The 14,277-nt window shown below is 68.7% G+C and carries 19 protein-coding genes; 11 read left to right on the forward strand and 8 right to left on the reverse strand.

The window, feature by feature from the left end; all coding sequences use genetic code 11:
* Positions 1-27 precede the first annotated feature (27 nt).
* Positions 28-912: a helix-turn-helix transcriptional regulator gene (locus AB0E69_RS24435; protein ID WP_360150243.1), complete on the forward strand. Its 885-nt coding sequence runs from the start codon at positions 28-30 to the stop codon at positions 910-912.
* Here AB0E69_RS24435 and AB0E69_RS24440 read toward each other — a convergent pair whose 3' ends face one another.
* Positions 913-1,818 (reverse strand): LysR family transcriptional regulator, encoded by a 906-nt coding sequence (locus AB0E69_RS24440; RefSeq protein WP_360150246.1) that lies wholly within the window; start codon positions 1,816-1,818, stop codon positions 913-915.
* A 73-nt stretch (positions 1,819-1,891) separates the two neighbouring features.
* Here AB0E69_RS24440 and AB0E69_RS24445 point away from each other — a divergent pair, with 73 nt between their 5' ends.
* Positions 1,892-2,797 (forward strand): EamA family transporter, encoded by a 906-nt coding sequence (locus tag AB0E69_RS24445; protein ID WP_360150249.1) that lies wholly within the window; start codon positions 1,892-1,894, stop codon positions 2,795-2,797.
* A 23-nt stretch (positions 2,798-2,820) separates the two neighbouring features.
* On the forward strand, positions 2,821-3,957 hold the full coding sequence (locus AB0E69_RS24450; RefSeq protein ID WP_360150252.1) for a serpin family protein: 1,137 nt from the start codon (positions 2,821-2,823) through the stop codon (positions 3,955-3,957).
* Here AB0E69_RS24450 and AB0E69_RS24455 read toward each other — a convergent pair.
* Positions 3,941-4,486: a TetR family transcriptional regulator gene (locus AB0E69_RS24455; RefSeq protein WP_360150255.1), complete on the reverse strand. Its 546-nt coding sequence runs from the start codon at positions 4,484-4,486 to the stop codon at positions 3,941-3,943. The two genes, AB0E69_RS24450 and AB0E69_RS24455, sit on opposite strands and share 17 nt — an antisense overlap.
* A gap of 76 nt (positions 4,487-4,562) precedes the next feature.
* Complete coding sequence (locus AB0E69_RS24460; RefSeq protein ID WP_360150258.1) at positions 4,563-4,976, reverse strand: SRPBCC family protein; 414 nt, start codon at positions 4,974-4,976, stop codon at positions 4,563-4,565.
* Positions 4,977-5,072: 96 nt separating this feature from the next.
* On the opposite strand from AB0E69_RS24460, the gene AB0E69_RS24465 reads away from it, so the two are divergent.
* The 4 genes from AB0E69_RS24465 to AB0E69_RS24480 all read left to right on the forward strand — a co-directional run bounded on the left by AB0E69_RS24465 (position 5,073) and on the right by AB0E69_RS24480 (position 8,617).
* Positions 5,073-5,264 carry a hypothetical protein gene (locus AB0E69_RS24465; RefSeq protein WP_360150260.1) on the forward strand — a complete coding sequence of 64 codons (192 nt, stop codon included), beginning with the start codon at positions 5,073-5,075 and terminating at the stop codon, positions 5,262-5,264.
* A gap of 89 nt (positions 5,265-5,353) precedes the next feature.
* Positions 5,354-6,196, forward strand: coding sequence for a nitrilase-related carbon-nitrogen hydrolase (locus tag AB0E69_RS24470; RefSeq protein ID WP_360150263.1), 843 nt, complete (start codon positions 5,354-5,356; stop codon positions 6,194-6,196).
* Positions 6,197-6,209: 13 nt separating this feature from the next.
* Positions 6,210-7,616 (forward strand): dihydropyrimidinase, encoded by a 1,407-nt coding sequence (hydA, locus tag AB0E69_RS24475; RefSeq protein WP_360150266.1) that lies wholly within the window; start codon positions 6,210-6,212, stop codon positions 7,614-7,616.
* Positions 7,617-7,624: 8 nt separating this feature from the next.
* Positions 7,625-8,617 carry a TIGR03842 family LLM class F420-dependent oxidoreductase gene (locus AB0E69_RS24480; protein WP_360150269.1) on the forward strand — a complete coding sequence of 331 codons (993 nt, stop codon included), beginning with the start codon at positions 7,625-7,627 and terminating at the stop codon, positions 8,615-8,617.
* On the opposite strand, the gene AB0E69_RS24485 is transcribed toward AB0E69_RS24480, so the two are convergent.
* Positions 8,601-9,131: a winged helix-turn-helix transcriptional regulator gene (locus AB0E69_RS24485; protein WP_360150272.1), complete on the reverse strand. Its 531-nt coding sequence runs from the start codon at positions 9,129-9,131 to the stop codon at positions 8,601-8,603. The two genes, AB0E69_RS24480 and AB0E69_RS24485, sit on opposite strands and share 17 nt — an antisense overlap.
* A gap of 29 nt (positions 9,132-9,160) precedes the next feature.
* Between AB0E69_RS24485 and AB0E69_RS24490 the strand changes: the two genes are divergently transcribed.
* Positions 9,161-9,532 (forward strand): VOC family protein, encoded by a 372-nt coding sequence (locus AB0E69_RS24490; RefSeq protein WP_360150275.1) that lies wholly within the window; start codon positions 9,161-9,163, stop codon positions 9,530-9,532.
* The gene (locus tag AB0E69_RS24495) at positions 9,529-9,894 is read left to right on the forward strand and encodes a YciI family protein (RefSeq protein WP_360150278.1); all 366 of its coding nucleotides are present in this window, start codon (positions 9,529-9,531) and stop codon (positions 9,892-9,894) included. Before AB0E69_RS24490 ends, AB0E69_RS24495 begins: the two co-directional genes overlap by 4 nt.
* Here the strand turns inward: AB0E69_RS24495 and AB0E69_RS24500 are convergent.
* From AB0E69_RS24500 to AB0E69_RS24515, 4 genes are all read right to left on the reverse strand, one after another.
* Positions 9,854-10,258, reverse strand: a complete 405-nt coding sequence (locus AB0E69_RS24500) for a cytidine deaminase (protein ID WP_360150281.1) — start codon at positions 10,256-10,258, stop codon at positions 9,854-9,856. The genes AB0E69_RS24495 and AB0E69_RS24500 overlap by 41 nt on opposite strands.
* Entirely contained in the window at positions 10,258-11,526 is a 1,269-nt protein-coding gene (locus AB0E69_RS24505) for a sugar ABC transporter substrate-binding protein (RefSeq protein WP_360150284.1), read from the reverse strand. The genes AB0E69_RS24500 and AB0E69_RS24505 overlap by 1 nt, the downstream gene beginning before the upstream one ends.
* 121 nt (positions 11,527-11,647) lie before the next feature.
* Complete coding sequence (locus tag AB0E69_RS24510) at positions 11,648-11,815, reverse strand: hypothetical protein (protein WP_360150287.1); 168 nt, start codon at positions 11,813-11,815, stop codon at positions 11,648-11,650.
* Complete coding sequence (locus AB0E69_RS24515) at positions 11,808-12,188, reverse strand: hypothetical protein (RefSeq protein ID WP_360150290.1); 381 nt, start codon at positions 12,186-12,188, stop codon at positions 11,808-11,810. Before AB0E69_RS24515 ends, AB0E69_RS24510 begins: the two co-directional genes overlap by 8 nt.
* Positions 12,189-12,351: 163 nt before the next feature.
* On the opposite strand from AB0E69_RS24515, the gene AB0E69_RS24520 reads away from it, so the two are divergent.
* Together AB0E69_RS24520 and ftsE are read left to right on the forward strand one after the other, a co-directional pair.
* Complete coding sequence (locus AB0E69_RS24520) at positions 12,352-13,401, forward strand: PfkB family carbohydrate kinase (protein WP_360150293.1); 1,050 nt, start codon at positions 12,352-12,354, stop codon at positions 13,399-13,401.
* A gap of 182 nt (positions 13,402-13,583) precedes the next feature.
* Positions 13,584-14,273 (forward strand): cell division ATP-binding protein FtsE, encoded by a 690-nt coding sequence (gene ftsE, locus AB0E69_RS24525; protein WP_360150296.1) that lies wholly within the window; start codon positions 13,584-13,586, stop codon positions 14,271-14,273.
* Positions 14,274-14,277 lie beyond the last annotated feature (4 nt).

Here is a 14,277-nt window from a genome sequence, read left to right on the forward strand (position 1 = left end):
GGGTAGCTCCCGCGTCATGATGGCACCATGACCACCCTCCCAGCCAGCACCGACAAGATCGCTGAGGTCGCTGAGGAGTCGCAGCGCGACGGGGCCGCGCAGCAGCGGGAGCTGGGCGTGTTCCTCCGCAGCCGCCGCGAGCGGATCCGGCCGGACGAGGTCGGCTTCGCGCCGGGCGGACGACGCCGTACGCCGGGTCTCCGCCGGGAGGAGGTCGCGCTGCTCGCCGGAGTCGGAGTCACCTGGTACACCTGGCTCGAGCAGGGCCGCGACATCAACGTGTCGGCGCAGGTCCTGGACGCGATCGCGAACGCGCTGCGCTTCGACCGGCAGGAGCGCAATCACCTGTTCCGGCTGGCAGGGCTGCGCCTGGGCCCGGCGCCGGGAGCCTGTACGGCGCTGCCGCCGACGGTCCAGAAGACGCTCGACGCGGTCTCGCCGTACCCGGCGCTGGTGATGAACGACCGGTACGACATCCTCGCGTTCAACGAGGCCTACTGCAAAGTGGTGCTCGACCTGAAGCAGGTCCCGGTCGAGGAGCGGAACCTGCTCTGGCTGAACTTCGTCTCCGACGAGTGGAAGTGCAGCTTCGTCGATGCGGAGAGCACCAAGCTGCACATGGTGGCGGCGTTCCGGTCGGCGTCCGCGGACCACCTCGGCGAGGCGATGTGGCAGGAGCTGATCCAGGGCCTGCTGAGCAGCTCGCCGTACTTCGCCGAGCTCTGGGAGCGGTACGAGGTGGCCGCGCCGAGCACCCGGACCAAGGTGCTCGAGATCGACGGGACGGGGATCCTCCGGATCGACCCGATCAACCTGTGGCTGTCGCAGCTCGGACCGCTCCGGGTCACCATCTACACGGCGTTCGACGAGGAGACCGAAGCCAAACTCCGGCACCTCGTCGACGCAAGGTGATCAGGCCGTGTCACGGGACGGCCAGGCGGCTTTCAAGGTCTGCAGGGTGACGGCGATCGCCGGGCGGCGGGAGGTCGTCGTGCGCCAGACGGCGTACAGCCGGCGGCTCGGCGCGGGCTGCAGCGGTATGACGACGACGCCGTCGGGGACCGGGCCGCGGCCGAGACGCGGGAGCAGGCCGATCCCGAGGCCGCGGGCGAGCATCGCGAGCTGGGTCTGGTACTCCGCGACCGAATAGGCGACGTCCGGTTCGACACCGGCGCGGCGCATCGTGCGCAGCAACCATTCGTGGCAGATGGATCCGGCCACCTGGCAGATCCAGCGCTCACCGACCAGGTCCTCGGCGCGGACGAACTCTTTGCCGGCCAGGCGATGCGCCGCCGGAACCAGGACATCGGCAGGGTCCGAACCGAGCTTCGCCCGGGACAGGCCGTCCGGCAGGATCAGTGGGGTGTTGTGCCAGTCGTGGACGATGGCGATGTCGACCTCGCCCCGGTTGACCGCGGCAACGGCCTCGAACGGATCGGTCTCGATCATCCGGACGTCGAGATCCTGGTAGTCCTGCAGCCTGGTCAAGGCCGAAGGCAACAGTCCGCGGGCGGCCGTGGGGAAGGCCGCCAGCCTCAGCGTCCCGATCGGCTGTCCGCGGTGTTCCTCCAGAGTGAGCTCGGCGTCCTCGACCAGCTCGAGAATCCGGGCCGCCGTGCCGGCGAGCTGCTGCGCGGCGTCGGTGAGCGCGATGCCGCGGCCCTGCTTCTCGATCAGTGTGGTCCGGGTCTCGCGCTCCAGTTTGGCGAGCTGCTGCGAGACCGCCGAGGGGGTGTAGCCGAGGACCTCGGCCGCGCGGTTGACGGATCCGTACTGCGCGACCGCGTGCAGGGCGCGCAGCCGACCGAGATCAATCATGTAGCACTCCTACATCGATAGCAGTAGAAACCGGTGCTGGTCCTTAAGTGTACGGCGCCACACACTGGAGCGCATGAAGCCTCGTGACCTGCTCCTCGCCCTCGCGGTCGTGATCGTCTGGGGGATCAACTTCGTCGTGATCGAGGTCGGTCTGGAAGGCGTTCCACCGCTGCTGCTGTCCGCGCTGCGGTTCTTCCTCGCCGCTGTCCCGGCGATCTTCCTGCTCGGCAAACCGCGAGTGCCGTGGCGGTACGTCATTGGCGTCGGGCTCGCGCTCGGCGTCGCGAAGTTCGGTCTGCTCTTCATCGCGATGGATCACGGCGTCCCGGCCGGGCTGGCGTCGCTCGTGCTGCAGTCGCAGGTGATCTTCACTGTCCTGTTCGCGATCGCCGTACTGCGCGAGCGGCCGCGGCCGGCTCAGCTCACCGGCATCGTGATCGCCTGCGTCGGCCTGGCGTTGATCATCCTGGAGGGCGAGCTCGCCACGCCCGTCGGTGCGCTGCTGCTCGTGATCGCCGCAGCGGTCTTCTGGGGCATCTCCAACACGATCACCCGGTACGCCAAGCCGCCGGACACGCTGCGCTTCATGGTCTGGGTCAGTGCGGTGGCCGTCGTACCGCTGCTCGTTCTGTCGGCTCTGACCGAGGGGGTGAGCGCCGATCTCGAAGCCCTGCACCAGGTGAGCTTCAGCGAAATCGGTGCCATCGCCTACCTCGCCTACGCCGCCACACTCTTCGGTTTCGGCCTGTGGGGCTACCTGTTGCGGCAGTACGACGCGAGCACGGTCGCGCCGTTCTCGTTGCTGGTCCCGGTGGTCGGCATGGCTGCCGCGTGGGTACTGCGCGGCGAGCGGGTCGGACTGCAGCAGGGGATCGCCGCGGTGCTGATCATCGGCGGTATGGCCTGCACCGTCGTACGACGCCGTCCCCCGCGGAACGAGGTTGCTCACGGTGTAGCCGCCGAGGAAGCGGTTGTCTGAGAGGGGTGTGGCACTGTGGAGGTATGGACGCCGACGTGGTGCGCGCAGTCAACGATCTCACCACCCGCTGGGCGCGGACGCTCCCTTCCGGTGGCAACACTGTGGTGTCCGGGCTCGGCGTTTGGCCGCTGGTCGCGTTGCTGGCGACGGCTGCGGACGAGCCTGGCCGGTCCGAGCTGGCGGCTGCCGCGGGCGTCGACGCATCGAGGGCCGGGCAGGACGCGATCCGGCTGGTCGAGGCGATCGAGGGCTCGGCGGACCTGCACGGCGCGCTGGGCGTGTGGGTGAGTGAACAGCTGAAGCTGGCCGAGTCCTTCGACAGCGTGATGCCGGCGCCGCTGGTCGGGTTGCTGACCGGGAACGTGTCCGTGGACAAGGCGAAGCTCGACGCCTGGGCGGCCGAGCACACCGACGACCTGATTCGGGAGATGCCGGTCGCGCTGAATCCGGACGTGATGCTGGTGCTCGCGTCGGCGCTGATGCTGCGGACGACGTGGGTGCGTCCGTTCACCGAACAGGTCCGGCGGGTGTCCGGTGGTCCGTGGGCCGGGTCGTGGCACTGGCTCGAGCGGACGGACGGCGACCTGGATGCGGTACGGCGGTACGACGACCTGACCGTGGTCACCGTGCGCGGGGATGCGGATGTCGACGTACTGCTCGGGATCGGGTCAGCGGACGTGCTCGCTGGTTTGCTCGCTGCGGCGGCGCGGCCGGATGACGGCGTACCCGGTAGTGAGCTGATCTTGCAGGATCAGCCGGGGCCCGGGCTCAGGATCGGGCAGACCACGTCGGCTCGGCCGGATCTCAAGGTCGCGCTGCCGTCGTTCAGCATCGAGGTCGAGCACGATCTGCTGGAGTCGCCCGCGGAGGTCTTCGGGCTGGGGGCAGTCGCGTCGTCGCCTGGGCTGTTCAGTGCGCTGAGCCCCACGCCGTTGCAGGTCGGGGAGGCCCGGCAGAAGGTGCTGGCGCGGTTCTTCGCGACCGGGTTCGAGGCGGCGGCGGTGACGGCGATGGCGATGACGCGGGCCGCGATGGTCACCAGTCATGAGCGGCGGCTCGAGGTCGTCTTCGACCAGCCGTTCGCGTTCGCCGCCGTACTGCGCGAGTCGCGGCTGCCGATCGTGGCCGGATGGGTGGCGCGGCCTACCGAGCCGGCGTGAACAGGCGGTTGAGCAGCGCGGTCGCTTCATCCACCGCTGCTTGATCGCCGGTCAGCAGGAGGTCGAAGAGGAGACCGCGGGCCGCTGCCAGGCCGAGACGCGCGTACGCCGGTGCTTCGTCGGGCGGGATGCCGGCTCGCACGCAGAGCTCGGTCAGCGGCGGGAGCCAGACGTTGATCAGATCGGCCTTGAGCGCCTCGGTGTGCGGGAGGTCCTGCATCGCGTGGGCGCTGAGCTCGAAGAACAGCGGGCCGTAGATGAGGGTCGCCTCGGTGACCCGTCGCCAGAAGAGCTCGTTCTGCTCTGCCAGCGGCCGATCGGTCTCGGTGATCTCGGCCAGCAGGTCGCGTTGCTGCTGCTCGACGGTGCGGACCACCTCGGCGAGGAGGCCCTCGCGGGAGCCGAAGTGATAGATCAGCATCCGATGGCTGGTACCGACGGCCTGCGCGATGCTGCGCAGGCTGGCGTCGCCGATCCCGTTCTTGGCGAAGTGCTCTACCGCATCACTCAGTAGCGTCTCCCGACTCAACCACGTCCTCGCTTCGCTGCGGGCGCGGCTTCGCCGCGGGACGCTGTGCTTGCTGGAGTGAACTCGCTTCGCTCCTTCACTCGCAGGCCTCCTTCAGCTTCTGGGTCTCGATCGCGATGTAGCGCTTGGTCAGGTTCGCGTACAGCTTGCCGAAGATCCGGCCGAGCGGGCCCTCCTGGATGATCGTGGCGGTCGCGACCGTGCCGTCCGGCGTACCGGTCACGCGGTGGATGCCGGTGGTCCTGATGCCCGGGGCCTTCGAGACCCACTCGAAGTACTCGCCCTCCTTCAGCTCGGTCACCTCCCAGATCGCGACCGGGAGCTTCGGCTGGCGGATGCGGGTCCGGGCGCCGAGATGGATCCGGCCGGCGTCGAGCCGCTCGACCTGGTCGACGGTCGGGGTCCACTCGGGCCACCGCTCGACGTCGCTGAACACCTCCCACACCCGCTCGGGTGCGGCCTGGATCGTGCTCGAGTGATCGAATCTCATGTACCAAATGGTACATCGCCGAAAGGTTGACGCGACAGACGTTTTTGACGGGGTCTTAACCGGCGGCCGGCCGGGTGGGCGGTAGGGTCTGGGGCCATGGCTGACCAGAACGTTCCCGACGTGCAGAACGAGCAGGACCCCGGCGCGAGCACGCAGATGTTCCGCGCCTTCGTCAACGAGGGCGAGGCCGAGACCACCACCGAGCCCAAACTCAACGGCCGGATCCTCGCGATCATCGGCGCAGCGGTCATCCTGATCGCCGTCGTCGCAGCCATCGCCGTCTTCTGACCCGCCCCGCCCCACCCCGTCGCCGGGATCCGTTGACGGGTGTGGGGGAGCGGATGGAGCATGGGGGCTCGGCGACTTGGGAGGTTCCTGTGGCGGAGGTTGTCAGGGCTGCACTCGTTCAGACGTCGTGGACGGGTGACAAGGAGTCCATGATCAAGGCGCACGAGGAGTATGCGCGGCAGGCCGCCGGGCAGGGTGCGCGGGTGATCTGCTTCCAGGAGCTGTTCTACGGGCCCTACTTCTGTCAGGTGCAGGACACGGCGTACTACGAGTACGCGGAGTCGGTGCCGGGCCCCACCACCGAGCGGTTCGCGGCCCTGGCCAAGGAGCTCGGCATGGTGATGGTGCTGCCGGTGTACGAGCAGGAGCAGGCGGGCGTGCTCTACAACACCGCGGCCGTGATCGATGCCGACGGCACCTATCTCGGGAAGTACCGGAAGACGCACATTCCGCAGGTCAAGGGGTTCTGGGAGAAGTTCTACTTCCGCCCGGGCAACCTCGGGTACCCGGTGTTCGACACCGCGGTCGGGCGGATCGGCGTCTACATCTGCTACGACCGGCACTTCCCCGAGGGCTGGCGCGCGCTCGGGCTCGCCGGCGCCAAGATCGTGTTCAACCCGTCCGCCACCAGCCGCGGACTCTCGGCGTACCTGTGGAAGCTCGAGCAGCCCGCCTCCGCGGTCGCCAACGAGTACTTCGTCGGCGCGATCAACCGGGTCGGTATCGAGTCCGACCTCGGCGACAACGACTTCTACGGTACGTCGTACTTCGTCGACCCGGAGGGCAAGTTCGTCGGCGACCCCGGGCACGACCACGATCCGGAGCTGATCGTCCGCGACCTGGACCTCAGCCTGCTGGACACCGTCCGCGACCGCTGGCAGTTCTACCGCGACCGCCGCCCCGACGCCTACGAGGACCTGACCAAGCCGTAAAGGGGGACCAAGGATGTCGTTGCTGGTCAAGGGTGGAACCGTTGTTGGACCGACCGGTACAAGAATCGCGGACGTGCTGATCGAGGGCGAGCGGATCGTCGCGCTCCTCGACCCGTCGTTCACCCCGGCGATCACCGCCGACGAGGTGATCGATGCAGGAGGCAAGTACGTGATCCCGGGCGGGATCGACGCGCACACGCACATGCAGCTGCCGTTCGGCGGTACGGCGGCCAGCGACACGTTCGACACCGGCACCCGCGCCGCGGCGTACGGCGGTACGACGACGATCATCGACTTCGCCGTCCAACGGACCGGTGAGGTCGTCCAGGACGGGCTCGCGGCCTGGCACGCCAAGGCGGACGGCGAGTGCCACATCGACTACGCGTTCCACATGATCCTCGGCGGGGTCGACGCGGACGCGTTGAAGGCGATGGACCAGTTGGTCGCGGACGAGGGCATCACCAGCTTCAAGCTGTTCATGGCCTACCCAGGCGTCTTCTACTCCGACGACGGGCAGATCCTCCGTGCGATGCAGACCGCGCGGGAGAACGGCGCGATGATCATGATGCACGCCGAGAACGGCATCGCCATCGACGTCCTCGTGCAGCAGGCGATCCAGCGTGGCGAGACCGACCCGATCTATCACGGCATCACCCGGCCGACCGCGCTCGAGGCCGAGGCGGTGAACCGCGCGATCGCCCTGGCCGAGGTGGCGAACGACTGCCCGCTCTACATCGTCCACCTGTCCGCGAGCCAGGCGCTCGCCAAGGTCGCCGAGGCTCGGGACCAGGGCCGCAACGTGTTCGCCGAGACGTGCCCGCAGTACCTCTACCTGACGCTGGAGGACCAGCTCGGCGCGCCCGGGTTCGAGGGCGCGAAGTGGGTCTGCTCGACGCCGCTGCGGAGCAAGCACGAGCACCACCAGCGCGATCTCTGGAAGGGTCTTCGGAACAACGACCTCGCGATCGTCTCCACCGACCACTGCCCGTTCTGCATGAAGGACCAGAAGGAGCTCGGCCTCGGCGACTTCTCGAAGATCCCGAACGGGATCGGCGGCGTCGAGCACCGCGTCGACCTGATCTACCAAGGTGTCGTCGACGGCCAGCTGTCGCTGGAGCGCTGGGTCGAGACGATTGCGACCACGCCGGCCCGGATGTTCGGGCTGTACCCGCAGAAGGGCATCATCCAGCCCGGTTCGGACGCCGACCTGGTGATCTACGACCCGGCCGGTACGACCCGGATCGGCGTCGAGACGCACCACATGAACATGGACTACTCGGCGTACGAAGGGGTCGAGATCCAGGGCCGGGTGGGCACGGTGGTGTCGCGCGGCGAGGTCATCGTGGCTGACGGCAACTACCATGGCCACAAGGGCCGCGGCAAGTTCCTCAAGCGCGGCCTGTCGTCGTATCTCATGTAGGGGGATCCGTGGACTTCGGTGTGGTGTTTCAGTGTGATCCGCCCGCGTCCACGGTGGTGGAGCTTGCGGGGAAGGCGGAGGACGCCGGGTTCGGGTACGTGTGGACGTTCGACTCGCACCTGCTCTGGCAGGAGCCGTTCGTCATCTACAGCCAGATCCTGGCGACCACCCGCCGGGTGATCGTCGGGCCGATGGTGACGAACCCGGGGACCCGCGACTGGACCGTGATCGCGTCCCAGTTCGCCACCCTCAACGAGATGTTCGGCAACCGGACGATCTGCGGGATCGGCCGCGGCGACTCGGCCCTGCGCACGCTCGGCGCGCAGCCGGGCACGATCGCGGAGATGAAGCAGTGCGTCGAGGTCGTCCGCTCGCTCGCCCGCGGCGAGACCGTCTCGTACCGCGGCCAGCAGCTCAAGTTCTCCTGGGTCAACGACGGCGCGCTCGACGTCTGGGTCGCGGCGTACGGCCCGAAGGCTCTGCAGGCGACCGGCGAGGTCGGCGACGGCTACATCCTCCAGCTCGCCGACCCCGACATCGCCGCCTGGATGATCGCCGCGGTACGCCGCGCCGCCGAGGAGGCCGGCCGGGACCCGATGGCGATCAAGTTCTGCGTGGCAGCGCCGGCGTACGTCGGTGACGACCTCGCCCACCAGCGCGAGCAGACGAGATGGTTCGGCGGCATGGTCGGCAACCACGTCGCGGACATCGTGGCGCGGTACGGCGCAAGCGGCGCCGTACCCCAGGCCCTCACCGACTACATCGAAGGTCGCAAAGGCTACGACTACGCCGAACACGGCCGCGCCGGCAACACCCACACCGACTTCGTCCCCGACGAGGTGGTCGACCGCTTCTGCATCCTCGGCCCGGTCGAGAACCACCTCGCCCGCCTGGAGGAGCTCAAACAACTCGGCGTGGACCAGTTCGCCGTCTACCTCCAGCACGACGCGAAGGAGGAGACGCTCGCGGCGTACGGCAAGGACATCATCCCGGCGTTCTGAGCCCCTCGGCCGCCCGTGCCAGACGGAGACCTGAGGCAGTCGCCGCGTACACCGTCGCCGGCGGATAGTCCGTGGTGACCGAGCGGGTGAGCAGGCCGGCCGCTTCGAGATCCTTCAAGGTCAGCGTCAGCGCGCGGTTGGAGACCTCAGAGAGCGCTCTCCGCAGCTGAGAGAAGCGTTGCTCGGTGCTGAGCAGGACCAGCGTGGGCAGCGACCATTTCTTCAACCCGACCTCGGTGACGTCCAACTCTTCCAGCAGTTCGATCAGTCGATCGGCGGCCGCGCCCAGCTCGGTGGAGAGCAGCAGGTACTCCGGCCGCAACGGGTGCCCCTTGCCCGGGTTCCGCTCGATCAGCCCGCTCTCGAGCAGGAACGCGAGCGTCCGCCGCAACGACTCCCGACTCACCCCGAGCGTGTGCGTGAGGTTCACGAACCGCCCACCGCGGCCGCGATACAGCTCCGCCAGCACCGGGACGGCCCAGCGGAAGTGGACCAGGCGGGCGAGCGTTGACACGAAAGTAATCCTAGTATAAAAACGAGACTATGGGTGGGATCGAGTACGACGGGCGCGCGGTCTGCGCGCTGGAGGTTTCCGACCTGGAGCGGTCGCTGCAGTGGTACGCGCAGGCGCTCGGCTTCGAGGTCGTGCGCCGGCTGGAGTCCTGGGGCTGGGCCGAGCTGAGCACGCCGCTGCCCGGGATCACGATCGGCCTCGGCGAGGTCGAGCGCCCGACGACCGACGGCGGGGTCGTGGTCACCTTCGGGGTGCGGGACATCGACAGGTCCCGCGCGCACCTGGAGTCGCTGGACACCCGCTTCGACGGCGAGACCCGGCAGATCGGCGAGGACGTCCGCCTCGCGACGTTCTACGACCCGGACGGCAACACCTTCATGCTCTCGCAGCGGCTCGCATGAGCACGCCGCCCCGGCCCGGGATGGAAAGCCTGACCCTGATCCTCCTCCGCCGCCCGGCCACGCCCGCGGGCCTGTCCGAGGCGGAGACCGACCGGATTCAGCAGGCCCACCTGGATTTCCTCGACCGGCTCCGCGCGGACGGCGTGATGGGTGCCGCCGGCCCGTTCCGCGACCACGACGACCAGGTACTGCGGGGTCTGTGCGTCTACCGAACCGGTATCGACGAGGCCCGCCGGCACGCGGCCGACGATCCGGCCGTGCAAGCGGGCCTGCTCGAGGCGGAAGCGATCACCTGGTGGTTCCGTGCCGGCGAGGTTTCACTCACGGGCTCCACGGGAACGCTGCCGGCAGCAGATCGGTGATCGCGACCGATCGCGGTCCGTCGGCCGTCGGCAGCAGGACCCGAATGGCTGGGTGGTAGTCGAACAGGATCTGCCGGTCCCGTCCGCACGGGCCGACCACGCCGCGGTTTTCGTTGCCTACAGCCACGATCGTGGTGAGCTCGCGGGCGCCTTCGGCGCGGGCCCGGCCGAGGGCGACCAGTTCGGCGCAGGGGCCGCCGGTGAAGTGGTACAGGTTGATGCCGGCGTACATCCGGCCGTCGGCACCGCGGACCGCGGCGCCCATCGTGTAGACGCCGTCCGGCCCGTCGGTGTTCGCGTCGACGGTCCGGCGGGCCAGCTCGATCAGCTCGCGGTCGTCGGCTGTCAGCGGTCGGAGGTCCATCAGCCGGTGATTCGCTTCAGCTCGGCCTCGGTGACCTGGCGGACCTTCTTGATCTCGGTCGCGGGGTCGGCGCCGTTGCGGATGATGCGGCCGAGCGCGTCGGAGTACGCCGTACTGGCCTTGGGGGACCAGAGGATCGGGTTCTGGGCGTGGCCGTTCTCGGTGAGCAGCTTGACCGCGTCGGCGGCCGGTCCGGACTTCAGCCTGTCGGCCTTCGCGGCCAGGCTCTGCCGGGCCGGCAGGTGGAAGCCGTAGGACTGCGCGAAGTCGAGCTGGTCGTCGGTCTGGTCGACCCACAGCCACTTCACGAACTTCTTCGCCGCGTCGACGTTCTTCGACTTCGCGTTGACGCAGGCGGCGTATGCGCCGATCGGGACGCTCGGCTTACCGGTGGTCGCGTTCAGCTTCGGCCAGGGGAGGACGCCGAAGTCGTCCTTCAGCGCCTTCTCGATCACCGGCAGCGTCCACAGCCCGGTGAACTGCATCGCGGTCAGGCCCTGCGTGAACGCGGCCGGGTCGGACCAGTCGGTCGGTGCCCCCAGCAACAACACCTTCGCCGCGAACAGCTCACGAAGCTTCGCCAAGGACTCGAACGCCTTGGGGTCGTCGAAGCCGAACTGGTTGTCCGGGGTCAGGTAGTCGAGCCCCGCCGCCCACAACGCCGGTCCGCCGATCACGCCGACGCCCGAGTCGTTGCCGACGAACAGGCCCTTCATCTTGCCGGTGGTCAGCTTCTTCGCGGCGGCGATCAAGTCGTCGACGGTCTGCGGAGGCTGTACGCCGGCCGCGCTGAGCAGGCTCTTCCGGTACACGAGCAGCTGCATGTCGACGACCTGCGGGATCCCGTACAGCTTGCCCTGGTACGACATCCGCTCGATCAGCGCCGGGTTGAAGTCGGCCTTGGCGTCACCCATCAGGTCGGTGAGCTCGACCACCTGACCGGCCTTGATCATGTCGATCGTCGGGCCGTTCGCGTACTCGAACACGTCCGGACCCTGATTGGTCAGCAACGCCGTCGAGGCCTTCTTGTCGTAGTCGCCGGGCGACCACTGGACGGCGACGGTGGCGTCCGGGTAGGCCTTCGCGTACCGCTCGACGGCCTGCTGCGTGCCGGCTTCGCCGTACTGGTGGTACCACTGCTGGAGCGTCGGCTTGTCCCCGCCGCCGCTGGACGTCCGTCCGCTGTTCGAGCCGCACCCGGCCACTGCCATCGCGGCCAGTCCGGCCCCGAACCCGAGCACCTGCCGCCTGCTGATCCCAGCACTCATCACGCCGTCTCCCAGTCCGGCACGGTCCCACAGCCCGTGCCCACCCGACGACCCTACGTCGAGGCCGGTGCCTTCCGGCGGCAATTTCCGCCCAGCGATCCGGGCGGGCAGGTACGGCGGATCAGGCCGGTGCCGGCGCCGTTGTCCCGTTGCCGTTGTCGGGCCGGGCGCCCGCGATCCGGGCGACGCCCGCGTCGGGCTTGCGGCCGGCGCGACGGGCGGCCTCGACGTGCAAGCGGGCCAGCTCGACCGCCTGGCGCGAGACCTTGACGGTCTTCTTCTCAGCCATGGTCACTGTCTCCCTCGACGACCTCGATATCCGCCTCCGCGATATCAGCGTACGCGGCCGGGCCGACGCGGTCGATCGCTACCGCACCGGTCAGCGCGGCGACCAGGTCGTAGTCCTCGGGCTGTAACAACTCCGAGCGCATCAGTGAGCGCAGCGTGACCACACCGGCGTCCGTGCCGCCGTCGGTGCCCTCGAGAATCTGCTCGACCGCCCAGCGCACCATCCGCATCGTCTCCTCGCGGTGCCGCCAGGTGTCGAGCTCGCGGTCCGACTTGCGCACCAGGTACGACCCGAGCATGACGCCACCGAGAGCGAGCAACGGACTCAGCACCGTCATCACGACACCCACGATCGAGATCCAGGTGGGAATCACACAACTCCTCTCGCGCCCGTTCTGTTCGGCAACAGGCGAATGTCGTGGTGATGACCGGCTGATGATGCTACGAAGGAGCATCCCACCCGCCACCGACAGATCGACGTGGACGACCCGTGGACGATCCGTGGACGATCACAGAATGACAAGGAGCGGTGTCACCGTGACGGAGCAACCGGACACCTACGACGTGTTCGTGCAGGGGACTGTCTTCCTCGACATTGTCATGACCGGCCTGGAGTCCGCCCCGACCACCGGCACCGAGATCTTCGCCGAGGGCATGGGTTCCTGCCCCGGCGGCGTGGCCAACTTCGCGATCGCGGCCTCCCGGCTCGGCCTGAGCACCGGCCTGGCCACGGTCTTCGGCGACGACGCGTACGCCGACTTCTGCTGGCGGACCCTCGCCGACCAGGAGGGCGTGGACCTGTCGCACTCGCGCCGGATCGGCCACTGGCACTCGCCGGTGACGATCTCGATGTCGATCGACCGCGACCGGGCGATGGTCACGCACGCGCACGAAGCGCCCGGCGACCCGAGCAAACTGGTCGGTCCCGGGCTGAAGACCCGCTCCGCGATCGTGCCCGTCGCCGAGGACCTGCCCGGTTGGACGCGCGAGGCCCAGCAGTCCGGTGCGCTGTTGTTCGGCGACGTCGGCTGGGACCCGACGGACGAGTGGTCGCCCGCGGTTCTCGACGTACTGGAGGGTTTCCACGCGTTCACCCCGAACGCGGCCGAGGCGATGGCGTACACGCGGACCGACTCGCCGAAGGCCGCGCTGCACAAGCTGGCCGACCGCGTGCCGCTTGCGGTGGTGACGAACGGCGCCTCCGGCGTACTCGCGATCGACTCGGAGACCGGTGAGGAGGAGCAGGTGCCGGCGCTGCCGGTCCGGTCGTACGACCCGACCGGTGCGGGTGACGTCTTCCTGGCGTCGCTGGTGCTTGGAACGCTGCGGGGCTGGCCGCTCGCGCATCGGCTGGCGTTCAGCAACCTGTGCGCGGGGCTCTCGGTCCAGCACTTCGGCGGCTCGCTGGCCGCGCCGGGCTGGGGCGACATCATCGACTGGGTCCGCGACCACAGCCGGCACCGCCCGGGCGACGTCGATCCCGACGTACTCAAGCACTACACGTTCATCGGCGATGTCCTGCCCGAAGGTCCGGTGCCGATCGTCCGGCGGGCCTCGGCGACGATCGCGCGCTTGTCGGACGCGTAGGGGGCTTTCCGGCCGGCGCCTTCGTGCACCGGGTATCGGACGCGGGGGTTCGGTGCGGCAGGTCTGGTCGGCGGCGCGCCGGGGAGCGCCTAGACTGATCGCCGGCCGCTCACGTGGCGTACGGTGCCCTTCGTGGTTACCGTCGCGTCGCTCCCTGTTCCCGACCACGGCCGGATGAACCCGTGATCCGCTTCGAGAATGTGTCCAAGACGTACGAGGGTCAGGCCCGTGCGGCCTTGCTGAACGTCAACGTCGACATCGAGAAAGGCGAGTTCGTCTTCCTGGTCGGTACCTCCGGGTCCGGCAAGTCGACGTTCCTGCGCCTGGTGCTGCGCGAGCAGCGGACGTCCAAGGGCCACATCATGGTGGCCGGCAAGGACCTGAACCGGCTGGCCAGCTGGCGGATCCCGCAGATGCGCCGGCAGATCGGCACCGTCTTCCAGGACTTCCGGCTGCTGCCGAACAAGACCGTGGCGGAGAATGTCGCGTTCGCCCTGCAGGTGATCGGCAAACCGCGCCAGCACATCCGCAAGACCGTGCCCGAAGTACTCGAGCTGGTCGGGCTGGACGGCAAGCAGGACCGGCTGCCGGACGAGCTGTCCGGTGGTGAGCAGCAGCGGGTCGCGATCGCGCGCGCGTTCGTGAACCGCCCGATGATCCTGATCGCCGACGAGCCGACCGGAAACCTGGACCCGGCGACGTCCGAAGGCATCATGAAGCTGCTGGACCGGATCAACCGGACCGGCACCACCGTGGTGATGGCCACCCACGACGTCTCGATCGTGAACCAGATGCGCAAACGCGTCATCGAGCTGGAGAACGGTCATGTCGTCCGTGACGAGTCGCGCGGCGTCTACGGCTACCAGCACTGACGGA

The sequence above is a fragment of the Kribbella sp. NPDC026611 genome, from assembly GCF_040638345.1.
Lineage (GTDB): Bacteria > Actinomycetota > Actinomycetes > Propionibacteriales > Kribbellaceae > Kribbella.